Genomic DNA, 24548 nt, shown 5'->3' with positions numbered 1-24548 from the left:
TAAGGCCAACGCTTCACAGTGTTTGGTATTGTAATATAAGGGTTAAGGTAAACCTGCATTAATTAGGCAGGTTGCTCCCACATATAGTTATTAAATTGTTCTAGCACTTGGCTAAGCTCGTTATTAAAAATAGCATCGAGTTTGCGCTTACCACCTCGGCGGCGGTAATTACCGGTTTTAAAGGTGTCGTCGTCAATGGCTACTTGCTCTTTTAAGCTATTGGCTAAGCGTTCTAACCATTTTAGTTGCTCGTCACTCCACGGTTTTTGCTGCTTTATTTTAGTGAGTGCGTTATTTACACGCTCATCAAACGGGAGTAATGCATCACCGAGTGCTGCGCGGCGAATATGCCCTATTAACCGTGCGGCAATATCTTGGTTGGTGGTTTTTTTCCATGCGACTCTGAGTGTTGACTCATCAAACGATTGCGCATCAAACCACTCTTGCAGCTCTATTAATGCTTTACGGGTTAAGTCTTTAGGTTTGGTGATAACTGTTTGCAGCGCAACTTGGCTGTTCTCGCTTTGCTCTACGAGTTTGTCGAACGCGTCTAAAAAGTCTTCGGCGTTGTCGTAATCGCCATAGCCTTCTTTAAACTCTATTAGCTCGTCTTCTATGTCGGTAAAAATAGGCTCGTGACGTAGCTCGTTTATTTGCTTTTTAAGGTGCTCTAGGTTTTCGACCAGTTTTGGAAGTTGTGTAAAAATTTCGGCGCTTTGCTCTGGCCCTTTGGTTTTTAGGGTTTGGGCAAGGCTTGCAAAATCGCAACCAGCAGCGCCGGCTAATACGGTATCTAAGCGTTTTATTGATTGGTCAATTTGAGCTGACTTGTCTTGATTAAATACACCATGACCGACAATGCGCTGTACTTTAGCCACTAGTTGCTCGTGGCTGTGATGTGCAAACGAGCGGCCATCGGCCTCTAATGTTTTATAAGTTTGTGAGTCGGTTATTTCGTTTACTAAGGTGTTTAACTCTACTTTTGGACGCACAACCACTGGGCGCATTGTATCTACCGATTCGAGCGAGTCGTATAAATCGACGGCATCGTAAATAGTAAAGTTTACTTTGCCAACCTCTGGACATAAACGTGTGGCGCGCCCTTTCATTTGCTCGTACAAAATACGACTTTTTACTTTACGTAAAAACACCAGGTTACAAATGCTCGGTACGTCTATCCCTGTAGTGAGTAGGTCTACCGTTACTACAATATTAGGTAAACGCTCTTTGTTGTAGCGGGTGATCATACTTTGTATTTTTTTAGGATCTTTATCGCTTTCGCCGGTTATTTTAATAATGGCGTCGTGCTCAAGGTTTGGGTAATGCTTTTTAAAAGCCTCACGCAGCTCAATAACCATGTTATCGGCATGGGTGTTGTTTACACAAAATATGAGTGTTTTTTGCTTACCTGTTGGGTCAAGCTTTGTAGTTAATGACTCTGCAACTATTTTATTAAAGTTTGATGCAATAATATCGCGGTTAAAGCTGGCTACTTCAAAGTCGCGCTCGTCTTCAAGGGTATCTTGAATTAGCTCCCCTTGAGAGGTTAAGCGTGTTACCTCTGAGCCTTTATCGATATAAATACCGTTTTGGTTAAGCTTAGTAATTATTTTTATAGGGGGCGCTTGGTCTATTAAGTAGCCGTCTATCACCGCTTTGCGGTAGCTGTAACGGTACACTGGTAAACCAAAAATGTCGGTGGTGTGTAATGCGGGTGTTGCAGTAAGCCCTATTTTTACTGCATCAAAATGGTCAAGTATTCTGCGATACGTTGATACGTAGTCGAGCTGGTTTCTAAATTCCATTTCGCCATCGGTTTGTTCTTTATCAAGAATATAACCACGGTGTGCTTCGTCTACTATTATGCAGTCGTAGCGCTCAACTGGCATAAATTCATCGCTTTGTAGCGTACGCTTAACTAGCGATTGAATAGTTGATACATGTATTTTAGTTGCGTCTGACGGGAACTTATCGGTCAGGCCTTTTATATTAAATATGGTGTTAAAAGGCACATCGTTTATGCGTGTGTCATCAAACGAGTTTAATGCTTGCTCTCCCAATGAGCGGCGATCAACTAAAAACAAAATACGATTAAATCGACGTGACTGAATTAGCCTGTACATAAGGGCAATAGCGGTACGGGTTTTACCTGTACCGGTTGCCATAGCAAGTAATATATTTTGCTGGCCTTTTTTAATAGCTTGCTCGGTGGCTGTTATAGCCTCTTTTTGAAAATAACGAAGCCCTAAGCCTGTTGGTTCGTTAGTTTCGAGCCATTGCTGCGCGGCATCTATGTTGCCATCTAGCTTAGCTTTTAGTTCGCCTGGTGTATGCCATGCAGGTAATGCTTTAGCTTGGTTACTCACTTTACGTACATCGCGATACCAAATACCGCTTTTACTTAATAACTGGCGGCGGTACTCTCGCCCGTTTGTTGAAAATACAAACGGTATTTTATAGCTGCGTGCGTTTGGCTCTTTGGATTCTTTCCACGTAATTTGGTAGCTGTTTTGAGTTTGTAGCTGCTCTGCTACTTTTTGATGCTCTGCATCGTTTGCAGCTCGCGCTTGGATTTCGGCGTTTAAATGATCAAGATTAAAGTAAACACTGTAACGCTCAGCCTCGGCTAATTTGCCGCATACGTCGGTATTTATTTTTTTAGCTTCAACAACCCCTACTGGTTGTAAACCTACAAACAATACATAGTCGGCAAAGCCTGTTTTACCTGTTTCGTCGGTATCAGTTGGCCACTCTGCTATAGCTAGGTTTTTACCTATTTGTGGGCGCGTACCATTTGCATAATTTAACACGGCCGTGTCGGCAGCCCAGCCTGCATCACGCAGTTGCTGATCGATAAGAAAGCGCGTTTCTTTTTCTGATAGGTCTAAGCGGCGCGCTGCTGCACGTTGCGTGATTTCTTGTTTGTATGCTTTGCGCTCTGCTTGTGTTTTTTGTGCAAGCTCTGCTTCTTTGGCTTGTAACTGTGCTTCAAGCGCGTTTACTCGGTCTTGTGTTTGTTGCTCGGTTTCTTGCTGCTTGCCTTCTAAAATAGCAATATAACCACTTAGCGCGGTAAGTTGATTTTTGTTTTGAGCAAGTTCACTATCGGTTTGTGCGTTACTATTTAATGCTTGTTGTAGCGCTGCTTTTAGCTCTGTTACTTGGTGTTGGTATTCGTTTTCTTGTTGGCCGTCTGGTAGTACAAAAATAGGCGCTGCAAAATCAACGTCTTTTTTAATTAGTCGGTAATACCAAATACTTAAACGAAATGCTAAACGCAGTGCCATTTCGGCATCGTCTAAATCGTTGTGGTAGTCGTGAACCGCTTGGTTACCAACTTTACGCAGCATGTGGAATATGTTGATTATAGAGTCATCAACCCACGATATTTTTGCAAGCTCTCTGATAAGGTCAACTTGCGTAGGGGGGAGTTCTAAATCAAGAAGTTTAGCAATGTGCTTGGCTGAGGCTTCTCCAAACATACGCAGTTTTACTAATGTGGTATTAGGATCGTCAGGAAAATTCTTTTCCGCAGCAAACGCTATGCGATAAAGAATATCGTTCACACCTTTTAAGAATTCAAAGTTTGATTTTTTCACTGGCTACTTCTCCTTTTACTCAATAGGTATTGGCAACTTATATACCAACACTATTGTCCTTTTTATTTTTCGTGTTTGATGTTTAAGCGCTTCATCCAATTGCTAAGCGTTTGGTGATCTTTTAAATTAAGCATTTGGGCAGCGTGGCTTTTAACATTTCCACTTGCTTTTAAAGCAGCTAAAACATAAGCTTTTTTATAATTATCAACTAATTGCGTAACATCTATTTTATCGTCGTATGACAGTGTAATATCTGTAAAGCTTTTATTTTTAGCGCGGTTTATCATGGCACTTGATAAGTCATTTTCAGTTATTGTTTGTGAGTCAGACCATAAAAATGCACGGTTTAATGTACTCCACAGCTCTCTAATATTACCTTGCCACGGCTGAGATAAAATAAACTTTATTCCCTTTTCGGAAATATTTTTACTTATGTAGTCGGGATGTTTACTACCTGCTTTATTTATTTGCTCTACAAGTTGATTAACAATAACAGTGATATCTTCAATGCGCTCTCGTAGTGCTGGCATTTGTATAATGCCCACTGCTAAGCGGTAAAATAAGTCTTCGCGAAACTTACCTTCTCCTACTAGCTTTGATAAATCTTTATGTGTGGCTGCAATAACTCGAACATCGACATTAGTGGTTTGGGTGTCACCTAAACGGTTGATCTCGCCTTGTTGTAATGCTCTTAAAAGCTTTACCTGAATCTCGGGGGTTAATTCACCCACTTCATCTAAAAATAAAGTACCGCCGTCGGCCTGTTCAAAAAGCCCTGGGTGGTCTTTTTCAGCTCCAGTGAAGGCCCCTTTTTTATGACCAAACAAGGTTGAGTCAACAAGGTTTTCTGCAAATGCTCCGCAGTTAATGACTTTTAATGGCTTATTTGCTCGTAAGCTTCCTTTATGAATGGCGGTAGCCATTAGCTCTTTACCGGTTCCGGTTTCACCAAGGATAAGTGCAGGTACTTCTGAGGCTGCAATTTTTTTAGCTTTGTTGACTACATTTTGCATTTGCACTGATTTTGCAGTGAGTTTTGAAAAAGCTTGTTCAATTTTAGGCTCAGAGGTTGCCGTATTCGCTATGTTTTTAGATGCGGACTTTACATATTCTTGGCCAAAATCAATCGGGATATCAACGTGTAGCAACTCATTTTGTGGGGTTGCTTGAAGGAATTGAACGTTCGATTTACCTTTACCGATAAGCACAGATAAAGTGGTCATTGCAGGCGTGCCAGAGGTCAGATTTATTGATAAGGAATCTGCCTCTTCACTTAATTTATTGATCCAAAGCGCTGTTACTTGGTGAATAGACTCATAATCAATTGGGCTAACAATATTAGCTTTATGTACCTGAATATCATGATATGGTTTTCCAATTGTAGCCATTCGCTTTTTTACAAAGTCTTCAAACTTTTCCCAATACTTATGCTGATGATTAGAGAGTATTACAATTTTATCAAAAGGAGTTTGAGAGTTAGTAGCGAGAGTTGAAATTGAAGCATTTTTTTCACCATCGAGCATATTATCAATGTCTTTGGTGCCCAGCCAAGAAAGAAGTATATTCACAGTCCGTTTGCTCATATTGTTACTTTGTAAAGTATATTACATTAAATAATATAATTTACCCATAAAAAATAGCTACTTAACCTTCTTTTTTATACAAAGATTAATACAAATGGATTGGTAAATTGTTTAAAAGCATAGCTGGCTTTTTTTATGCCAATACAGCCTTTTTATGCGTTTTAATAAAAGAGGTTGCGATCCTATTTAATTTATTTAATAATCTTTTCAGAGCTTTACTGATGAGCTCGTTTCGCCCACTTTAAGCGCAGTCCTGTCGGATAATCATACTCTCAAATAAAAATAGTTAAACATTTAACATGCGTAATGTTAGTGGGCGGACGTAAGCATATTTAAGGTTTACACTATGAATCAGTTAGAACAATACTTTCCTTCTGGCCTGTCTATTTCTCGCGCCAAAAAAGATGCAAAAAAACAAAAAAAAGCAAAGGCAATCCCTTTAAACCAAGCACTAGATGAAATTGCTCAAAGTGAAATGAATTTAACTTGGGAGCAAGCATTAAAGGCTTTGTCGTCCAACGATTATGGACAAAATGAGCCCCTGAACGAGGAAATGTTAACGTTGCCAGAAGCAGTATTAAGTGCAGAACAAACATCGTCTGAAGCAATGTCCGAAGAAAGTTGTGAACAGTCAGATGAACAAGATGAGTTATTAGATGAAGATGAATATGATGATGAAGAGAAGGGGGAAGTAAATTTCACCCATACAATATATAACTCACAGCTAATAGCATTTGAAGAGATGGTAGACAAGAATAGTGGACAGGCAGATACATATATATATCCTGCAAACGAAGTTTTCATTCAGGGTAATGGAAATGGTACTAAGCTGTGGCCGTCACCATTGGCTGCAACCGAAAGCAATGCAGACCTCTTCTGCGATATGCTTAATAAGTTCAGCCTACGTATTTTTGAGTATGACCTAATAGATACAATCTATGAAGACGAAATTGGTGAAACTTCTTATGAAATGTGGTATGAATCAAACTGTCCAATCTATGAATCTAGTGACTGTGAGCGCGAAATTACCGCAGACCCAGACTACATACATGTTAAATCACAGCGTTCACTATATTTCGTAATAAATATGGTTCGCTCCACCCTGATAAGCTGGGAATTAGAAATGTAGCTAGCGTAAATTTGCTGGCTTTACTTACTCTATATTTTAATAAAGTAAAGCCATATTAATCGTATTGCTGATATCTGGGAGCGAAATGCTCCCTTTATATAAAAACACTTAAAAAAACAAAAACACAGTGTAATTTTGCTTTTAATGTCAACAAAACGATTGGGCTAAATTTAAACCTTGCCATTAAAAACACCTATCTACTTCGAAATAGCCATTAAAAACCTACAAATATTGCCGTTCATGTTATTTTTTAAATTAAAAACAACTAAACGCTTGCATTATAAAACAGGAGCATTTAAAGTTCGAAACATAGGAGGGTAGCAATGCTATTCCTCTGCAGTCTCCTCAGTAAATGGAGATAAATAAAAATATACAATTAGTTTATAAAAAATTAGTTAGCCTGTTGTGCTACTAAGTTGTGTTCCCCGCTTTGGCGGGGGTGAACGGCAAAACGCTGTAGCAAAAAAAATTTAGTTAGACAGTCGTGCTACTAAATTGGTTTCCCCGCTTTGGCGGGGGTGAGCGACAAAACACTGTAGTAAAGAAAGTTTAGCTAGACGGTCGTGCTGCTAAATTGGTTTCCCCGCTTTGGCGGGGGTGAGCGACAAAACACTGTAGTAAAGAAAATTTAGTTAGCAATTGTAACTACTAATTTTTATCCTTTGCGTAAGTAGAGGTATATGAAAACTAATTTGTATATTCCTTGTGGTTGGTAGGTATGTATTTTTACATATCTATCGACTCATTGAACCACCCTCCATCTAAGTTACCCTCTCCTTTCAGTCGTATTTAACAGTTTTAAAAACTCATTTTTATATAAACCTTTATCTTTTTTATATGGTGACAGTCTAATTAATGCTTTCAACAAAAAAGCGTCCTAATAAAATCAGGACGCTTTGCGTTTAGGACAAATAAACAGTTTTATACAAATTTAAATAACAAATATTTGAGCGCTATCTTCAAACTTCGCTTATTGCTTTGGCAATATTGCTCATAGTTTATTATGCCAATAGCAATTCTAGTGCAAAACAAACTCAGGGCGACAAACCAAGCAAAATTTTGAGTCGATTTATACTGTAAAAACAATATAGATGAGCCAAGAAGTGCAATGCTCGAGTAAACAATCTCTATTCGATACAGACTAATTGCTTTCAATATTTTGGGCATTAAAAGCCATCATCAAACGAGTCAAATGCATCAAAACAGTCACCATTGTTTGAAGCACTTATCGATTCTTCAATTTCATAAACAGTCATTACTCTATTAGGCTGGTCCACCACATTGCCACCAACATCTAAGATATTAGTGCTGGCATTTGTGATAGGTAATCCTGTTGTTGGATTAATAGCAATATCAGTAACGTCATTATTTTTCATACTCTTAAACCTTAATAATCATTAATTTATACTTTCAAATTTAATGATTTCGTGATAAAAAACAAACTGTTTGACTGCGCAGCTCAGCAACAAACAGTTTGAATAAGTAGTTCCCTCTCCTCTTAATTTTATTAAGTAAAAACCCTTTCCTCTTTATCTAAAAAGTTCATTAATAAGTTTATTTTGAAGGCGCTTTTGTCTAAAAGACGCTCTTATAAAACGCATTTTTCGGCACGAAAAACTGTAAAAAAAACGCCTCAGAATGAGGCCAACAAGCGCGTAATGTGTTGTAGGCGAAGCCGCAGACACATGGAGAAAGCGCGAATGTACAGCTGGTCTGTACCAACCGCGATAGTGTTTCGCATCAGCGAAATTCGATTAAAATTTGGCACAAATTTAGATCGAACCATCTATTTTCGTAGAAAATAAAAGCGAAGAAAAATGCGGATAATGGGGCACCCATCGCATTGTCTGTAGCGGCAGTATGGCGTTTGGTACAGGGCGGAGCACGCTACATTCGCGCGGGGTCTAAAACGCTAGCGCGATAGCGCGTCGAGTAAGCTCGTTGCGGAGCAACACCAGAGCTTACGGGCGTTTTAGACCCTATGGTTGAACAACGAAGTTGAGAGACCATCAGCTGAAAGCTGCTTTTGTTGCGATAATTATCGCGACAATGATCCCGTGCATGCTGTTAAAGCATCTCGGAATGAAAAACGGGGTTTAAGTCATCAAATAACGGTAATTTGTGTACTGTGATACTAGTTAATTTTAGCAATTAACTAACCTGAGAGCCTTTAGAAAATGACGCAACAACCATCAATAAATTTGGAAACGAACAACACTCTTCATACTCATCACTACCCTCGCTATTTTGATATTGATATGCGATATCGTGCAGGCGCAAATAACCATCAAAAAGGAGTTAACAGAACCAAGCTCTCGGTGCTTATTGCAATTCGGTTTTCTATTGTTACACCAGGGATTATTCGCTGGCTCTACGGCATTAATCATCGGTTAGCATTAGAGCATCTGAACCGGCTAGAAAAGGACAGTTTGCTGCGTGTGGTAAAAACACACCGAAGCCCTGACGGTCGAGTCTATGTACCCACGTATACTGCTGCCAAATTTGCAGAAGAGTTAATGGGCATCGACGTATATTTTAGGAGCAATAAAAACCCAGCGCTGCAGTTCAATAATAACCATGTTATGCATAATCTGATTAACGCATTTGTCATGCTGCGCGGTATACATAATTATCACAGTGATGAAACGTACGCCCCAATGTGGAAGGGATTTATTACCGAGCCAGAATTTCAACGAATTAACGGCCTATCCGCTGCACGAACAGTGGATGGCGCTGTGCTACTTCCTAATGGCTCAATAGCCGCTATTGAGGTGGAACACTCTTTTAAAAACAAAACTGCACGACAGGTCATTTTACTAAAGTATTTGTCGTCACTAAAAAATGGCGATTACAGTAAGATTTTTTTATTTTCACAGTCACAGCAAATCTTCAATGATATAAAACGACTTCATACACAATTATTTGAGGAAATGCCGCAACGTTTTGATAAGAAGACACGAGCACAACTTCTCAGTGAAAGCGATGCTGAATTGCTTCATTCGTCTATTATTTTCCGTACTAAATTATGTGAAGAAATTAATGAAATGTTTTATCAATAAGCGATAGATAAGCAAAGGGGGAATGGATAGTAATCCATTCCCCCTTTGCTTTTGGCCTATTTAAAGCCTTACCAACATTATTATTAAAAACACGCTTTTGTGAAGTAATAACAAGGCGCTATATTTGCATCACGCCTTCCCCTAGAGGTGTAATCTCTATTAATGAGATTGAGCTGCTTAAACTAGGTTTCAGCTTAAGCAGTGAGCCTGCAAATAATGACTCATGGCATATTTTAGGGGTAATGATTAGGCAGTTATTTTATTATCAAAATAACTTATATTTGTCCTTTATTATTTATTTAGAAGACTGTTTATTGAATCTTGGATATTACGATCAATACGATCTTGTTCAAACTCTCCAACAAATTCATTTTCAATATCATTTTTATAGTCGTCTTCAAATTCATCCTCGAACTTGTTATTAAACACTGAATCAAAGCGGTCCTCTGGCGCATCACTAAAGGCTTGATCTGGCTCTTCATAAAACTCGTCATCGTAATCAGGATATGCTGTTACGGGTTGGTGTACATCGTTTATTAAACAAATCATTAATTTATATATCAGAACTTTTACGCCACGATAATTAAGGTGCTTTTTATTAAAAACTTGAGGCTCTACAATAGCCCATAAACCCTTAAAGTTTGGGTTGTCGGCACTTAGCATGAGTTTGTTTATTTTATGATCGTTATCCCTAACAACCGTTTTTACATCTTCTAACAGGGTGATTATGTCTAGAGTAGAGGTATATCTGCAAGTCATATAATTTCCTTATTTTAAATTAACTTAATAATTATTGTCCGTTAATAATTATTTACTTCTCTTATTTTGAGGCTATTTATAAATAGGCACTCTCAGGGAGAAATAATGACTTTTTTTGTGAGTTTAAATTATTTATTTAAAACACAATTGGATCAGAATCTTTAAAACTAAAAAGCGAGCCTAAAGGCTCGCCAGAGTTTATGAGCTTTCTATTAACCGTAACCAACTGTCTTCTGCAGCTGCAAAATATACGTTGGGTTTTAGCATAAATAGCTGCTCAAATTCTGCACTAAACAAGCTGCAAAAGTTTGTTATGTCTTCAATATGTATGAGTAAAAAAGCATACATCTCAATACCTTCCAAATACCTCTGTGAGAACTCAGGATTAGTAGCTAGTAACTGTTGAGAAATACTAATACCCAGCACACTCCCCACTCTATCTCTGTGTAAATAAACGTAATTGGTGAAGCCCAGCTCTAGTGTTTGCTTATCAACAACATCAGCTAGTAGCAAAATTGTAGAGCTGTCATCCCACGGTGATCTACTAGCGCGTACATATTGGCGAATAAACGGCGATTTTTGGTCTTTCATGTTTTTTCCTAGTGATTTGTCCTAAAACTAACTAGGCATAAGTGAGGAGAAAAATTGAAAGGTAATAGATAAGCGACGTAAATTTGCAAAACACATCAAAAGCATTAAGGTTAGAGTACTACTTCAAACATTGAGAATTTAAGATGAGTGATTTTATATGGTTATTACCGGCTGCTGTGTTGACGATAATTCTAATTAAGCTTGTTAAACACGCTAAGAAAGTAGATTAAGTAAAACTTTTTGAGTACAACATGTGGTAGTTAAAGTGACCAATAAGTCACTTTAAGACCTTAAATGCGGCTTAATGATCCCTAAAAGGCACTTTATGCCTATTTGATTCTTAAGTTTGGAAAAGCCCTAAACTAACTAAATATCTTTATAAACGGATATAGAATGATATGAATTATATTTAGTACCCATCTGGTGACTGTTAATATTAAATTCCAAAGTGATGGAAGAGCCTTGACCGTTGTGAGAGCTGCTACCTCTAAACCAATAGCTAATGCTTTTATCAGATGAGTCAAACTTTCCTCAAGGTCTTCACCAGTCTTTTTTGAGGGGTTCCTTTCCAGATATTCACCAGCAGCACAAACTCCCCTTAATGATGCAAGTACACCAACCCCTCCAGATAACAGCATAGTCCCATCCATTAAGCTACCTGAAGTGTCAAAAACATCACCACCGAGGGCATTTTCTGTTGAAATAGTTATTTCTTTGTTTGTATGACCAGAGTCAATTGCAAATGTTCTTGAGGCCACTTCCGAGGTTGCTATCACTTTAACGCCTGGAGTTACGGTATCGATAATAGCTTCACTGTCTGTTGCTTTCAATTGCACCAATGTACCTTCTAAAAGCATATCTGTTTCTGGGGTATTGAAATTTTCGTGTAGCAGTCCTCCAGTATCATTGGCAACTTGCTGCTCAAAATAGGCTCCCTTAGCCAGATTCACCATTCCTTGATAAGAGTCAGGATTAATGAGACTGAGAAGCATAGTTTCAAACCAAATATCACTGTTGCTTAGCTCCATAAAATTTGAATTTACTCTACGTAAGGCCTCGTAAACATTCAAGGATTCTGTATAACTCGCACCAGCATGAAAAGTAATACCTAATCCAGCTGCGATAGCTGCAGCTTGAACTATTTGGCGTTCAGCCATTGGCAATAGTTTATTTTCCAATGCAATTATTTCTCTTGTACTGTTATCTAAAACAGAGTTCTTTTTTTCAAATAAAATGGCTTCCTTTTTTAGTCTATCAAGATTATTTTCTGTGATTTTAAAACCCATCAAATCATATATTTTTTGAATTTTCAAAGACCGCTCTTTGTATTCGTCTTTCAGCTCATCGTCCCACCTATAATAACCATCAGCACTAAAGCGGTTTCCCCATAGCCTGCTATTGGCCAACTTATCTCTGTTTCTTGTGTTTTTATCCAGTTTCTGTTGAATATCTCTTTGCCTCTTATAGTGTGTATCTAGCTGGGCAATAATAGGTGCAGATAAAAAACATTGAATTGATTCTGAATACTGTCTTGCGATTTGACGCTCTATACTTTTTATTACTCTCGTTCGAAAATACTTTTTAAAAACATTCATTATAATTACTCATAGTTATCTGCTTTCTAGTGAGTTAGACAACTTGTATATTATTAAGGAGGCTCAAATAATCTGCTTTACTTATATGCAACTGTCAGATTTTATCCAAGTCTAAAAACCATAACTAACAGTTATGATTTATTTATATAGTATTGTTGACACTAAATTTTTGTCCTGTTTTCTAATTTCTAAGAAAATGTAACAGCGCTTCTCCAATACTGTGAGAAGTCCCCCGTTTTTTACATATAAAGTTCTTTTTTTTACTCATTATTGAATGTCAATTCAATATTAAACCATTTTCTTTTTGATAACGCTTTAATAGCATCTACTTTTTCCACCTAGTCACTCTGACTGAAAAAATAGCCTCAGTTAGCATCAAATCTAATTGCTCAATTATGTCTCCTGACTTTAACGTAAAATATAACAAAGCCCTAGCCATCTAAAAACCGCAAACAAAACGTTAACCAAGGTTATTGGAAATTAATTTAAATATTTTTTCTGTAAACCGTAATAGTTCGTTTAAGCCGAAACTACCTAAGCTGATTCGAAATTAATTTAAATAATTTTATGCAAATCGCAATAGTTCGTATAAGCCGAAACTACTTAAGCCGATTCAAAATTAATTTAAGAAATTAGCAAAGAATCACAAAAGTTCGCCTGAGTAAAACCTACTTAGGGCGAGGAAAAATTACTTTATGTGAGGATAGAAAATGAACTTATCTGAATTATTCGGCCCTACTATGTCACTGAAGCAACTATGCCAAGTTTTAAATATGTCTAGAACTAGTTATTACAATTACACACAAAGCAATCAAGACAATTCACAGTTTAAGCATGGCTTCCCTAAGCCTTTACAGAATTACAGAAAGAAAATTTTTATTACCGCGCAAGTTGAAGAGTATATTTTGGGTCAGGCGGGTTAGTTATTGCCGGCAATTAAAATTAGTAAAGTTAACTTTAATTTAATAAGAGCTACTAACGTCTATTTTTGTAGCTCTTATTAATAACAGCATTATTTAGCTATTAATTTTTTCAATTTCTAGCTTTAACTTTGACCAAAGTAATTCATAAGCTTCTAATTGCTCATCTAAATAATCAGCTTTGTTGTAGTGCTTCATAGTTCCTTTGAGTTTATGGCCTAACATACGCTCTGTTATTACTAACCATTTTGAATCAATTTCACAGAGCGTAGTTTGCAGCATGCGCCTAAAGTCATGCGGAACAATTTTAGATATTTGATGCTTCATAAATAGTTTAGAAGACATTCTTGTGCAAAAACGGTTTAAAGCATGAGTAGTAATTTCTTTGTTGCTGTTGTCACCATCACCTTTAAACACATACCCCGTTTTTCCATAAATAAGTGCTATTTCTTCTAGCAGTTCTTTGACTTTGCTTGGGATTGGGTGCCTTTCAGGCCTTTGAGAGCTCACATCGCCTTCAAGAGCTCCCCTGCGAGTTGCTTGCTTTTGTCCCTTAGGCACAGGGATAGTCCAAATCATATTTACTAAATCTAAGTCTTCCCATTTCATATTACGTACTGTGCTATTTCTAGCGCCAAGCAAAATTATAAGTTTCAGACAGATTTTTGTTTGTGGCAGAGCCTTAGATTTATCAATTTCTAACCACATCATGGCTGCTTCGTATAAACTGGGAGTTCGCTCCCCAACATTAGGGGCTTTGCCTACATCTTTTACTTTAAATAGTAGTAGGTTTGAATTTGATACTAACTCCCATTTAACACCCCAAGTAATAACAGATTTTAATAATTTAAAGACTACGCCTGCCATGTTGGCGCTTTTTTCAGACTTTACCCATTCAAAAAAATCCATCCAATTTTGACTAGTAATCTCATCGAACGGCATATTAAGGTTTTTCTTTACCCACTTCTCCTTTAGCGGCTTTTTTATAGGCTCATTTAAAATCCACTTTCTTACAGTTGTGGCATGAGTTGCTTGCGTGTTTTCTTTGTGTTCAATAGCAGAAACTTTTTCTAACCACATTAAGCACAAATCTTCGAGAGTCATAATTTTTTTGCTTTTAGCCTGACGACTCTTGCCCATTACAGATTTAGGGTTTTTGCCTTCTTGAATACACTGCCTTAACTCAGGAACCAAAGCTCTTGCTTGGGACAACGAAATTGCAGGGTAATTTCCGAGCGAAAGTCTATCGGCCTTTCCGTTGTATCTGAACCTATACTGCCAAGCGATTTTACCCTTCTGAGAGACTCTTATACTAAGCGAGTCTCGATCTGCAAGCTCAAAAGGCTTATCATGTGACTTATTAAGAAACTTTTTTAATTTACTGTCTGTTAGACTCATTTTTTTGTACACACCAATTTTTTTATCTGCACACACCAGTGTACACAATTTCAATTAATAGAAAAGCTATAAAATAAAGCTTTAATGAATGAGAATTCCAAAAAACTAAAAATTATTCAGTAAATTCAAAAGATTGAAATACAAGGCTTTACAACTATGAACTTGAATGAACAACCATCGCTTTACTGGCACGACTACGAGACCTGGGGCGCGAGCCCTCAAAAGGATAAGCCGAGCCAGTTTGCGGGTATTCGTACCGATCTTGATTTAAATATAATTGGCGAGCCGCTTATTGAATATTGTAAGCCACAAGCGGATTACTTACCTCACCCTGAGGCGTGTTTAATCACGGGTATTACGCCACAAGTGGCGATGAAAAAAGGCTTAGTTGAAGCTGAGTTTATAGCAAAAATTCATGCCGAATTTAGCGTGCCAAACACTTGTGTTGCCGGTTATAACAGTATTCGGTTTGATGACGAAGTAAGCCGTTATAGCTTTTACCGTAACTTTTACGACCCGTACGAGCGCGAATACAAAAATAACAATAGCCGCTGGGATATTATTGATTTAGTACGCGCTTGTTACGCGCTGCGCCCTGAAGGGATTGAATGGCCGTTAAAAGAAGACGGCAGCCCAAGCTTTAAGCTAGAGCATTTAACCGTAGCTAATGGTATTGAACACGCCGCAGCGCACGATGCACTAAGCGATGTAACCGCCACTATTGCATTGGCTAAGCTAATAAAAGAAAAACAGCCAAAGCTTTATAACTTCTTTTTTGGGCTCCGCAATAAAAAAGCGCTCGGTGATTTAGTTGATGTATTTAACATGACGCCGCTTGTACATACATCATCGCGTATTCCTGCAACGCAGGGTTGTACAACGTGGGTTGCGCCTATGAGCTTTCATCCGGTAAATAAAAACGCCGTTATTTGTTTTGATTTAACCCAAAGCCCGCAAGTGTTACTTGATTTAAATGTAGAAGAATTACGTAAACGTTTATACACCAAACGCATTGATTTAGCCGAGGGCGATTTAGCTGTTGGTTTAAAGCTGGTGCATTTAAACAAGTGCCCTATTTTAGCACCTGCTAAAACTTTATTGCCTGAAAACGCAGCCCGTTTAGGCATTGACCGCGAGCAGTGCCTCGCTAATTTAGCTATTTTAAAAGCCAATACCGAGCTTCGCGATAAAGTAACTGAAGTTTTTAATGAAAAAGGCGATTACAGCGCGACCACTAACGTTGATTACCTGCTTTACGATGGCTTTACAAGCCATGCCGATAAAGCTAAATTTGCGATTATTCGCGACGCTAAACCAGATGAGCTAGCGGGCTTAAATTTAGACTTTGAAGATAAAAAGTTTAATACGTTATTATTTAGATACCGCGCCCGTAACTGGCCAGAAACGCTAAACCAGCAAGAACTTGATCAATGGCGCCAGTATTGTCAAAACAAGTTAATGCACGGGGAAGATCAACCATCAATTAGCGCACAAGATTTTATGATCACCCTTGAAAACTTGGCCCATGAGCACGACGACAGCGAAAAGAACCTGACTATTTTAAAGGCTTTATATAACTACGCTCAAAGCATGTAATTTGCTTTAAGTTTGTTTGTATAACGCATTAAAAAACGCGACGCTTTAGTAATTAAAGCGTCGCGTTTTTGTTTAAATTATTATGGGCTTCGCCCATCACGCAAGCAAGCTTCGCGTCTACAAGTAAAACCCATATCTGCACCTTCGCGGTAAACGTTGAGCTTGCTCACGCGAAAAGTGCAGCTTTTAACCTTGAAAATGTGAAACGTTATTTTTTATGCAGCGCTTCTATTCGTGCAAGTAAGCTTGAGGTGTCGTATCGGCCCCCACCAAGGGCTTGTACATCGGCGTAGTATTGATCGACCGTTGCAGTCATCGGTAAAGTAGCGCCGTTGTTTTTAGCTTCATCAAGTGCGATACCTAAATCTTTACGCATCCAATCTACCGCAAAGCCAAACTCGTACTCACCTGCCCACATTGTTTTGTAGCGGTTTTCCATTTGCCACGAACCGGCTGCGCCTTTTGATATGGTTTCAATTACTTTTTCGCCATCAAGGCCTGCTTGCTTAGCAAAGTGCAGGCCTTCGGCTAAGCCTTGCACTACGCCGGCAATACAGATTTGATTAACCATTTTACATAATTGGCCAGAGCCAACTTCGCCTAGCAACTGGCTAAAACGACTAAATGCCGCCATTACAGGCTGTGCTTTTGCAAATACAGTTTCATTGCCACCGGCCATTACCGTTAAAACACCATTTTCAGCGCCCGCTTGCCCGCCCGATACAGGCGCATCTATAAAGTCGATATTTTGCAGCGCCGCTTTTGCTGCTACCTCACGGGCTACTTCAGCTGAGGTTGTTGTATGATCAACTAAAACAGTGTGCGGCAGCATGCCCGCTAAAACACCGTCGTCGCCATATACTACAGAACGTAAGTCGTCATCGTTACCAACACACATAAACACTATTTCGGCATTACTTACCGCTTCGCGTGGAGTGGGCGCAAAGCAACCAGAGTATTGTTCTGTCCACGTTTTGGCCTTAGCTGTAGTACGGTTATAAACACATACACTGTGCCCTGCTTTTGCTAAATGACCCGCCATTGGGTAACCCATTACGCCTAAACCTATAAATGCGACTTTCATTGACATAAAAATGACCTATTAAACTGATAACTTAGAAACTAGGCCTCGATTATGTCAATCGGGTGGCGAAAAAGCGAATGAAAGTCTTTATAAAATTTCCACTATTAGGAAATTAAGTAGGTAACCTATGGATAGCATTTATCAATTTAACGCACCACTTTATAACAGTGAAAGTTTTCCTCTTAGCCAGTTAAAGGGCAAAACCATACTTATTGTTAATACAGCCAGTAAGTGTAATTTTTCGGTGCAATTAAGCGCCCTGGAAAAGCTTTATCAAGAATACAAAAGCAGCGGATTTACAATATTGGCGTTTCCGTGTAATCAATTTGGGCAAAATGAGCCTCTTGATAATTTAGCCATTAAAGACTTTTACCAAGCGCAATTTAACGTATCGTTTGAGGTGTTTGGGAAAGTAATGGTAAACGGCCCTGAAGCACACCCACTGTTTAATTATTTAAAATCGCATACGCGTGGTATTTCTCAAAACCGCGCAATAAAGTGGAACTTTACAAAGTTTTTAATTAATACCGAAGGGCAACTAGTTGCGCGTTACGCACCACGTACCAAGCCCGAAACGCTAAAACACGTTATTGAAGCCAACTTGCAAAAAAAAGCGAGTGGTAAAAAAAGCCCAAAAATAGTAACAAATTTTGCAGCATTAAAAGGCATTTAGTTATTTTAAAACAATTAAGTGGCGCTTATTAAAGCGGATTACCTAAAAGTAGTTTAATGTTATAAAGATGAGCATATAAGCGTTGGAGCCAATAACATGAACATTGCTTTTTTTAGCACCCAAAAGTACGAGCAGCCTTTTTTTGAGCAAAGCATTACAGGCCAAGGTAGTGTATCGATTACTTATTTAGAGCAATCTCTTAATCAAAACACCGCCATTTTAGCTAAAGACTTTGATGCTATATGTGTATTTGTAAACGACACCGTTGATGACGCTGTAATAAAGCAGCTTGCAAGCTTTGGTATAAAAACCATTTTACTACGCTGTGCGGGGTTTAATAACGTAGATTTACCTGCTGCAAAAGCAAATAGCATGAACGTATTACGCGTACCCGCATACAGCCCAGAAGCCGTAGCAGAGCACTGTATTGCACTTATGCTTACGCTTAGCCGTAAAACGCATAAGGCCTATAACCGCGTACGCGAAGACAACTTTGATTTAAACGGTTTATTAGGCTTTAACCTGCACAGCAAAACGGTTGGAATTATAGGTTGCGGTAAAATTGGCCTTGCGCTTTGTAATATATTAAATGGCTTTGGTGCAAACGTTTTAGTGTGCGACCCATATGCACAACCTGGTAATTACACTATTACCGATTTAGATTCGCTGCTCACTAAAAGCGATATAATTTCACTGCACTGCCCACTAACAGATCAAACTCACCACTTAATAAATGATGAAGCATTTAATAAAATGAAACCCGGCGTTATGCTTATTAATACCTCACGTGGCGCGCTGCTTAATAGTAAAGCGTGTATAAACGCACTTAAAACTAAAAAGCTGGGGTATTTAGGGCTCGACGTGTACGAGCAAGAGTCTGAGCTATTTTTTAAAAACCACAGCGATGAAATAAATCAAGACGATATATTCTCGCGCTTAGTCAGTTTTAAAAATGTATTAGTAACAGGTCATCAGGGATTTTTTACCCAAGAAGCACTTACCGAGATTGCTAATACAACTATACAAAACGCGCTGGAAGTTTGTGAAAGTAAGCCTCTAACTAATGAGGTTTTATAAGTTATTTAAAATAGATACAAAAAAGCGAAGTGAGTTTATAAGTTCACTTCGCTTTATTAATCTATTTTTAATGCTAGCTCTATGGCTTAGCCATAATCACCCAAAGGCTACGTTAGCAAATACCAGGGTCATTAATATTGGGCACACAAAACGAATGTACTGAGCAAACCAATAGTGAATCCCTGTTGTTGCTTCATGTAATTTATTCCCACGCTGCCACATCCAACCTACTGTAATAAAGTAAAACAACCCCATTAGCGGTAATTGGTATTGAGTAAACAGCATAATTACCAAACCAAATAACCAATCAAAGTTTAGTATAATTGCGCTCGCACATATAAGTACGACTAAACTGACTGCCCACGTTGCTTTAGTGCGGCTCACATTATGGTTTTCGACTAAAAAGGCAACCGGGATCTCAGTGGTTGATATAGTTGATGTAACCGATGCAATTGACATAAGTACAAAAAACAACAAGCCGACTAATAAACCAATTTCGCCCATCGTGTTAAATAGCTCTGGTAAAATGGCAAAAATAAGCTGCCCTTCGCCAATTAATTTACCGCCGTTAAACACTTCAACGCCATTATGTTGCGCTACATAAATTGCAGGCACAATGAGTAAACCGGCTAAAAATGCCACGCTTGTATCGAGTAGTGCAACGCTTGCGGTTAGTTTTGGAAGGTTTGCACCAGGTTGTAAGTACGATCCGTAAATCATCATACAACCTACACCTAACGAGAGCGAAAAGAACGCCTGTCCCATTGCTGCAATAATTAAATTTGGATCGAGCACTTGGCTAAAATCAGGTATTAAATACGCGGCAAAACCTTTGCTTGCGCCATCTAAGCTGGCTATATAAACAATTAAGCCAATTAATAAAACCAGTAACAAAGGCATTAAACGGCGCGACCAGGTTTCAATACCCGACTTAACCCCTTTTAAAATAATGCTGGCTGTTAAAATAAGCATAAGTGGCGTAAATACAAAATTACGCAGTACCGAGTCACTGTGTAAAAAGTCGCTTGCGGCATCAAAGCCAAAAAATGAGGTTATGGGCTCAATGGCGTATGAAAGCATCCACCCAGCTACAATAGAATAAAAGCTAAGCATAACCACAGCGCCCGCAAGGCCAATATAACCTGCCGCAGCACCTATTTTTTTATTAGTATTTTGCCATGTATCGCCAAGGGCTTTTACTGGGTTTGCTTGTGCCTTGTGACCTAAGTAAAGCTCGGTATAAAGCGCCGGCAATGCCAATAAAAAAATGACAATAAAGTAAACCAGTAAAAATGCACCGCCACCATGGTTGGCCGCTTGTGTAGGAAAACCCCAAATATTACCTAAACCCACTGCTGCGCCAGCAGCGGCTAAAACAAAACCAAATCGGCTTTGAAAGCCATCACGCACTTGTGCCATACATCTACAAATCTGTTATTATTTTGATAGTTGTGAATTAAACCATATTTCATGCCAGCTGAGTAATAAAATTGCTCGTTGTATAAATAAGCTCTGCTAACCGCTCATAATTACAGCGGCTCACTCATTTTAAGCATTTATGACCGCACATTATTTTAAAAACACCTTAAGTATTACTCCTATTCAATTAACAAACTTACCGTTAGCTAATAACAGTATTTTATTATTTGATGCTACAAAACTAGATGTAAGTAAATTTAATTTACCTGATTACTTTAGCCCGTTTGAGCTGAGCGTTATAAACCGCCGTAAACGAGCGCAAGCAAAACAAGAATACTTGGCTACCCGTATATTGCTAAAACAGCTGGTTAAAATAGCTAAGCCACAATACGCAAACACACCGCTAAATGTTATGAGCACTCAATTTGACGAGGCGAGCGCAAAACTACAACTGCATGTTAGTGGCGAGGTTATTAATACCTGTATTTCACACTCCCACGGTTTGGTCGGCGTAGCCCTTAACTTAGCTAAAACTGAGTTTGGTTTTGATATTGAAAAAATAAGCTTAAAGCGCCCATTTGAAAAGCTCGCTAAGCATTTTTATCACGCAGACGAAATAGCACTAATTACCAAGCCAAGTAATACGCAAACCCAAGCTAATACCTTTTTTAGAATTTGGACAATAAAAGAATCGCTTGCTAAAGCCACCAGCCGCCCTATTGCTAAATTGCTTAGCCCGAACGTGTTTAATGAGTTAAATATGGCAACACTGAGTGCATCAAGTAACTGTGTTACCGTTGAAAGTAATAGCAAACACACCCAATTTGATGTAACTGTAGCGCATAAAAAAAGCATCGACTGGCGATGCTTTTTAATAACAGACTTTAGCTTTTTATGCCTCTAGTAGGCGGCTATGTATAGCCTGTACCACGGTATCTGACTCGCCCTGCTCTACTAAAAAGCAAAGGTTGTGCTTACTTGCACCGTGGCAAATTAAACGAATATTAAACTCTTTTAGTACATTCATTAGGTTCATTTCGTGCTGACGAAGCTGTATTTCTGAACCTATAAGCGCCACTAGCGTTAAGTTGTTTTCAACCGATACATGACAAAATTCAGCAAGCTTATCTAAACACGCTTGCTCAAGCTCTGGGCGCGAGGCATTAGGCGCGTTATCGAGCGTAATAGCTACGCTTATTTCAGAGGTAGTAACTAAATCTACCGATATATTAAACTCACTTAAAATGGTAAACACACGGGCTAAAAAGCCACTTGCCAATAGCATTTCAGGGCTTTTAAGTGTGAGCAAAATTTGGTTTTTACGTTGCGTTACGGCGCGTATACCTGGATGCTGAGATTTTTCGCGCTCAATCCACGTACCACCGCGCTCTGGCTCACGGCTTGAACCTACAAACACATTAATGTGGCTACGGCTGGCTGGTAAAATAGTGGCTGGGTGCAATACTTTTGCGCCAAAGGTAGCCATTTCTGCGGCTTCGTCAAAGCTTAAACGGGCTATAGGTGTTGCTTTTGCACACAAACGAGGGTCTGTGCTAAAAATACCCACTACGTCGGTCCAAATATGTACGCTTTTAGCGTTAATCGCCTCAGCAAGTAATGCAGCGCTGTAATCTGAACCACCACGGCCAAGCGTGGTTGTTTGGCCAAATTCGTCGCTGCCAACAAAACCTTGAGTCACAATTACCTGCTCATCTAACAACGGAATTAATACTTCTTTAGCCGCTTGCGCTGTGGCTTTAACATTAGGTGTTGCTTTACCAAACTGGCTGTCGGTTTTAAGTACTTTTCGTACATCAAAACGGTCGGCATTTAAGCCTTTTAAACGTAGCACTTGCGCAAATAAGTACGACGATAAACGCTCACCAAAGCTAAGTAGCTCATCGTGCTGCTGATCAGTTGTTAGTGTTTCAATCGCTAGTGTTTGAAATGCTTTTAATGTTTCGTTAAAGCCTACGGCTAAATCGGCATCAAGCGATAATTCATCTAAAATAGCGTGCTGAATGGCTAGCACGCCGTCTATGTGTTCTTGGCGATGCTCTGGGGTAATACTTGATTTACACAGTGCAACTAAGTGGTTAGTTACGCCGGCACTGGCGCTCACAGCTACAATACGTACGCTTTTATCTGCAACAATAATTTCGCTGCAGCGACTCATCGCTTCAAAGTTTGCAACACTGGTTCCGCCAAATTTGGCAACGATGTAATCTGATTTTGCGCTTAACTCTGTTTTAGGCACTGTTTGTGGCGCTGATTGGGTAGTCATTTAGTCTCCTTTCGCGGTATCCAAACCGCAATAAAACAAGAAGAACTTGGCAAAGGAATGCTTGAAGATAAGTCCGCTGCCAGAAGCTCTCCACCTATATTGGTGACAGTTTTGAGGATTCAGCCCCATAAACCGAAAAACAATAGCGACGTACCATTGTTTTTCTCGGCGAGTACTTCCCTCTTTAATGGTTATTGGCGTTCGTCACCTACCATTAAATACCTAAGTATCGCACCTCTTCTGAATGCTTTATTAACCATTGGCTAATAAAACAAAGCCCCGCTAATTAGCGGGGCTTTGAAAGTTATCGTTTAGACGTCTAGGTGTCAAGCATTTATAGTAAATATTAAACAAAACCACCCATAAAGTAAGCGCCTGCATAACCTACGGTATAACAAATTAATAATTGCAGCGATAATTTAAAGTAGCTAGTAAAAGTAAGTGCTTTAAGTTTGCTCATGGCAATAATACCCGCTGCCGAACCAATTATAAGCATTGACCCACCTACACCTGTTGCATAGGTAAACGACAACCAATGTTGCTGACTCATTACTATATCTGCTTTTAATAGCGCAGCAGTAAGCGGTACGTTATCAACCCCTGCCGAGAGTATTCCCATTAAATAGTTAGCGTATTCAGGTGCCATTACTGTATATAAATCGGTAAATTTACTTAAAATACCAATTTCTTTTAATGCGCCAACAAGTAAAAGTACACCCACAAAAAACAGTAGCGTGTCGTATTCTATGTCGCGTACAAAATCGATGATGTCTTTGTTTATATCTTTTTTGCGCATTAAAAATTGCGCCACTAAAAACATTACCGATAAGCCAAATAAAAACGTTAATAGCGGCGGTACGCTATAAATTACGCTAAGTGTTAACGTACTTACCACGGTTGATAAAAAAATGATGGCGATGGTAATGTCGGTTTTTTCTATACGTTTTTTTTGCGAGCCTACAAACTCTATTTGCCCTTTCATACCAATAGAGAGTAAAAGCGCTAATAGCATTACACTTATAAACGCAGGCGCTATAAGCAGTAATAAGTTTGCAATAGAAACCTTGCCGTCCAAAAATATCATTAAGGTGGTTACATCACCGGTTATTAGCGATACACCGCCAGAGTTAACCCCAAACACAATAAGTGTGGCGTATTTAATGAGCTTTTTAGTTTCAAGATTTAACGACATAACCACAGCAAGTGATATAAGCGTAGCGGTTACATTGTCAGAAATAGACGAAAACAAAAAAGCAAAGCCGCCCACTAAAAACATAAGCTGCCGTTCGCTAATGCTTTTAGGCATAACCCGGTGCACAATATTTTCTATAAACCCTTTAGAGTTTAAATACGCAACAAAGGTCATAGCGGCCATTAAAAACAGCCACAGTGAGGCTATTTCTAATATGTTTTCGTTAAGAAGATGCTGAATAGTTGCTGGGCTTTGCCCATGAAGAGGGTTAACAAAAAGTATAATCCAACAAAGCGTTCCAAAAAAGAGTGTTGTTTTAGCTTTATTTACGTGAATTATATCTTCTATAACGATCAGTAAAAAGGCAATCGCTATTAGGGTTAAAATTATCGAGGGGACCATGGTAGTTAAATAACCTTTGATATAGTTTTAACAGAACGTTCAAATAACTCACATTTGATCGTTCCTAATTTTGGTGCGGATTTTAGCACCACAGATGTGCAAAAACTATTATTAAATGGTCTTAAAAACGAATACTATATGCAGGCAAAATACGTAATAATGAGTCCTTTGTAAGAACTCAATAATAA

General features: G+C 38.8%; 18 protein-coding genes and 1 riboswitch. Of the genes, 7 read left to right on the top strand and 11 right to left on the bottom strand.

Annotation, left to right across the window (positions count from 1 at the left end):
- Window positions 1–62: 62 nt before the first annotated feature.
- Window positions 63–3599 carry a type I restriction-modification system endonuclease gene (gene hsdR / locus ATS74_RS10880; protein WP_058548920.1) on the bottom strand — a complete coding sequence of 1179 codons (3537 nt, stop codon included), beginning with the start codon at window positions 3597–3599 and terminating at the stop codon, window positions 63–65.
- A 62-nt stretch (window positions 3600–3661) separates the two neighbouring features.
- Entirely contained in the window at window positions 3662–5182 is a 1521-nt protein-coding gene (locus ATS74_RS10875; protein WP_235592005.1) for a sigma-54 interaction domain-containing protein, read from the bottom strand.
- A gap of 346 nt (window positions 5183–5528) precedes the next feature.
- On the opposite strand from ATS74_RS10875, the gene ATS74_RS10870 reads away from it, so the two are divergent.
- Window positions 5529–6311, top strand: coding sequence for a hypothetical protein (locus ATS74_RS10870; protein WP_058548919.1), 783 nt, complete (start codon window positions 5529–5531; stop codon window positions 6309–6311).
- A gap of 1166 nt (window positions 6312–7477) precedes the next feature.
- Here ATS74_RS10870 and ATS74_RS10865 read toward each other — a convergent pair.
- Complete coding sequence (locus ATS74_RS10865) at window positions 7478–7687, bottom strand: hypothetical protein (protein ID WP_024594746.1); 210 nt, start codon at window positions 7685–7687, stop codon at window positions 7478–7480.
- Between the two features lie 801 nt (window positions 7688–8488).
- Here ATS74_RS10865 and ATS74_RS10860 point away from each other — a divergent pair.
- The gene (locus ATS74_RS10860) at window positions 8489–9370 is read left to right on the top strand and encodes a hypothetical protein (RefSeq protein WP_058548918.1); all 882 of its coding nucleotides are present in this window, start codon (window positions 8489–8491) and stop codon (window positions 9368–9370) included.
- Between the two features lie 291 nt (window positions 9371–9661).
- On the opposite strand, the gene ATS74_RS10855 is transcribed toward ATS74_RS10860, so the two are convergent.
- The 3 genes from ATS74_RS10855 to ATS74_RS10845 form a co-directional block, all read right to left on the bottom strand.
- On the bottom strand, window positions 9662–10129 hold the full coding sequence (locus tag ATS74_RS10855; protein ID WP_235592004.1) for a hypothetical protein: 468 nt from the start codon (window positions 10127–10129) through the stop codon (window positions 9662–9664).
- A 198-nt stretch (window positions 10130–10327) separates the two neighbouring features.
- Window positions 10328–10720, bottom strand: a complete 393-nt coding sequence (locus ATS74_RS10850) for a hypothetical protein (protein ID WP_024595063.1) — start codon at window positions 10718–10720, stop codon at window positions 10328–10330.
- A 362-nt stretch (window positions 10721–11082) separates the two neighbouring features.
- Complete coding sequence (locus tag ATS74_RS10845) at window positions 11083–12315, bottom strand: hypothetical protein (RefSeq protein ID WP_058548917.1); 1233 nt, start codon at window positions 12313–12315, stop codon at window positions 11083–11085.
- A 710-nt stretch (window positions 12316–13025) separates the two neighbouring features.
- On the opposite strand from ATS74_RS10845, the gene ATS74_RS10840 reads away from it, so the two are divergent.
- Complete coding sequence (locus ATS74_RS10840) at window positions 13026–13238, top strand: hypothetical protein (protein ID WP_024595061.1); 213 nt, start codon at window positions 13026–13028, stop codon at window positions 13236–13238.
- A gap of 93 nt (window positions 13239–13331) precedes the next feature.
- On the opposite strand, the gene ATS74_RS10835 is transcribed toward ATS74_RS10840, so the two are convergent.
- Window positions 13332–14633 carry a tyrosine-type recombinase/integrase gene (locus tag ATS74_RS10835; RefSeq protein ID WP_139015380.1) on the bottom strand — a complete coding sequence of 434 codons (1302 nt, stop codon included), beginning with the start codon at window positions 14631–14633 and terminating at the stop codon, window positions 13332–13334.
- A 156-nt stretch (window positions 14634–14789) separates the two neighbouring features.
- On the opposite strand from ATS74_RS10835, the gene sbcB reads away from it, so the two are divergent.
- Window positions 14790–16229, top strand: coding sequence for an exodeoxyribonuclease I (gene sbcB / locus ATS74_RS10830; RefSeq protein WP_058548916.1), 1440 nt, complete (start codon window positions 14790–14792; stop codon window positions 16227–16229).
- 208 nt (window positions 16230–16437) lie between these two features.
- Here sbcB and ATS74_RS10825 read toward each other — a convergent pair whose 3' ends face one another.
- A complete protein-coding gene (locus tag ATS74_RS10825) occupies window positions 16438–17319 on the bottom strand; it encodes an NAD(P)-dependent oxidoreductase (protein ID WP_058548915.1) in 882 nt (293 codons plus the stop codon).
- A gap of 121 nt (window positions 17320–17440) precedes the next feature.
- On the opposite strand from ATS74_RS10825, the gene ATS74_RS10820 reads away from it, so the two are divergent.
- Together ATS74_RS10820 and ATS74_RS10815 are read left to right on the top strand one after the other, a co-directional pair.
- Window positions 17441–17986: a glutathione peroxidase gene (locus ATS74_RS10820; RefSeq protein WP_058548914.1), complete on the top strand. Its 546-nt coding sequence runs from the start codon at window positions 17441–17443 to the stop codon at window positions 17984–17986.
- Between the two features lie 96 nt (window positions 17987–18082).
- Entirely contained in the window at window positions 18083–19063 is a 981-nt protein-coding gene (locus ATS74_RS10815) for a 2-hydroxyacid dehydrogenase (protein ID WP_058548913.1), read from the top strand.
- A 96-nt stretch (window positions 19064–19159) separates the two neighbouring features.
- On the opposite strand, the gene ATS74_RS10810 is transcribed toward ATS74_RS10815, so the two are convergent.
- Entirely contained in the window at window positions 19160–20482 is a 1323-nt protein-coding gene (locus ATS74_RS10810) for a sodium-dependent transporter (RefSeq protein WP_058548912.1), read from the bottom strand.
- Between the two features lie 139 nt (window positions 20483–20621).
- Here ATS74_RS10810 and ATS74_RS10805 point away from each other — a divergent pair, with 139 nt between their 5' ends.
- The gene (locus ATS74_RS10805) at window positions 20622–21386 is read left to right on the top strand and encodes a 4'-phosphopantetheinyl transferase family protein (RefSeq protein ID WP_058548911.1); all 765 of its coding nucleotides are present in this window, start codon (window positions 20622–20624) and stop codon (window positions 21384–21386) included.
- Here the strand turns inward: ATS74_RS10805 and lysC are convergent.
- Window positions 21375–22766, bottom strand: coding sequence for a lysine-sensitive aspartokinase 3 (gene lysC / locus ATS74_RS10800; protein ID WP_058548910.1), 1392 nt, complete (start codon window positions 22764–22766; stop codon window positions 21375–21377). The genes ATS74_RS10805 and lysC overlap by 12 nt on opposite strands.
- Before the next feature lie 75 nt (window positions 22767–22841).
- Window positions 22842–23014: riboswitch (Lysine riboswitch) on the bottom strand.
- Window positions 23015–23112: 98 nt separating this feature from the next.
- Window positions 23113–24360, bottom strand: a complete 1248-nt coding sequence (nhaD, locus tag ATS74_RS10795; RefSeq protein WP_058548909.1) for a sodium:proton antiporter NhaD — start codon at window positions 24358–24360, stop codon at window positions 23113–23115.
- Window positions 24361–24548 lie beyond the last annotated feature (188 nt).

This window comes from Pseudoalteromonas sp. H103 (assembly GCF_001469205.1).
GTDB classification, from domain to species: domain Bacteria; phylum Pseudomonadota; class Gammaproteobacteria; order Enterobacterales; family Alteromonadaceae; genus Pseudoalteromonas; species Pseudoalteromonas carrageenovora.
The sequence above is the reverse complement of the archived record's forward strand: the minus strand, read 5'-3'. Positions and strand labels throughout refer to the sequence as shown.

What these genes read in the sequence shown, in the direction of transcription:
- ATS74_RS10875 (WP_235592005.1), bottom strand. Translation starts at nt 5,182, where the DNA reads ATGAGCAAACGGACTGTGAATATACTTCTTTCTTGGCTGGGCACCAAA.
- ATS74_RS10870 (WP_058548919.1), top strand. Translation starts at nt 5,529, where the DNA reads ATGAATCAGTTAGAACAATACTTTCCTTCTGGCCTGTCTATTTCTCGC.
- ATS74_RS10865 (WP_024594746.1), bottom strand. Translation starts at nt 7,687, where the DNA reads ATGAAAAATAATGACGTTACTGATATTGCTATTAATCCAACAACAGGA.
- ATS74_RS10860 (WP_058548918.1), top strand. Translation starts at nt 8,489, where the DNA reads ATGACGCAACAACCATCAATAAATTTGGAAACGAACAACACTCTTCAT.
- ATS74_RS10855 (WP_235592004.1), bottom strand. Translation starts at nt 10,129, where the DNA reads ATGACTTGCAGATATACCTCTACTCTAGACATAATCACCCTGTTAGAA.
- ATS74_RS10850 (WP_024595063.1), bottom strand. Translation starts at nt 10,720, where the DNA reads ATGAAAGACCAAAAATCGCCGTTTATTCGCCAATATGTACGCGCTAGT.
- ATS74_RS10845 (WP_058548917.1), bottom strand. Translation starts at nt 12,315, where the DNA reads ATGAATGTTTTTAAAAAGTATTTTCGAACGAGAGTAATAAAAAGTATA.
- ATS74_RS10840 (WP_024595061.1), top strand. Translation starts at nt 13,026, where the DNA reads ATGAACTTATCTGAATTATTCGGCCCTACTATGTCACTGAAGCAACTA.
- ATS74_RS10835 (WP_139015380.1), bottom strand. Translation starts at nt 14,633, where the DNA reads ATGAGTCTAACAGACAGTAAATTAAAAAAGTTTCTTAATAAGTCACAT.
- sbcB (WP_058548916.1), top strand. Translation starts at nt 14,790, where the DNA reads ATGAACTTGAATGAACAACCATCGCTTTACTGGCACGACTACGAGACC.
- ATS74_RS10825 (WP_058548915.1), bottom strand. Translation starts at nt 17,319, where the DNA reads ATGTCAATGAAAGTCGCATTTATAGGTTTAGGCGTAATGGGTTACCCA.
- ATS74_RS10820 (WP_058548914.1), top strand. Translation starts at nt 17,441, where the DNA reads ATGGATAGCATTTATCAATTTAACGCACCACTTTATAACAGTGAAAGT.
- ATS74_RS10815 (WP_058548913.1), top strand. Translation starts at nt 18,083, where the DNA reads ATGAACATTGCTTTTTTTAGCACCCAAAAGTACGAGCAGCCTTTTTTT.
- ATS74_RS10810 (WP_058548912.1), bottom strand. Translation starts at nt 20,482, where the DNA reads ATGGCACAAGTGCGTGATGGCTTTCAAAGCCGATTTGGTTTTGTTTTA.
- ATS74_RS10805 (WP_058548911.1), top strand. Translation starts at nt 20,622, where the DNA reads ATGACCGCACATTATTTTAAAAACACCTTAAGTATTACTCCTATTCAA.
- lysC (WP_058548910.1), bottom strand. Translation starts at nt 22,766, where the DNA reads ATGACTACCCAATCAGCGCCACAAACAGTGCCTAAAACAGAGTTAAGC.
- nhaD (WP_058548909.1), bottom strand. Translation starts at nt 24,360, where the DNA reads ATGGTCCCCTCGATAATTTTAACCCTAATAGCGATTGCCTTTTTACTG.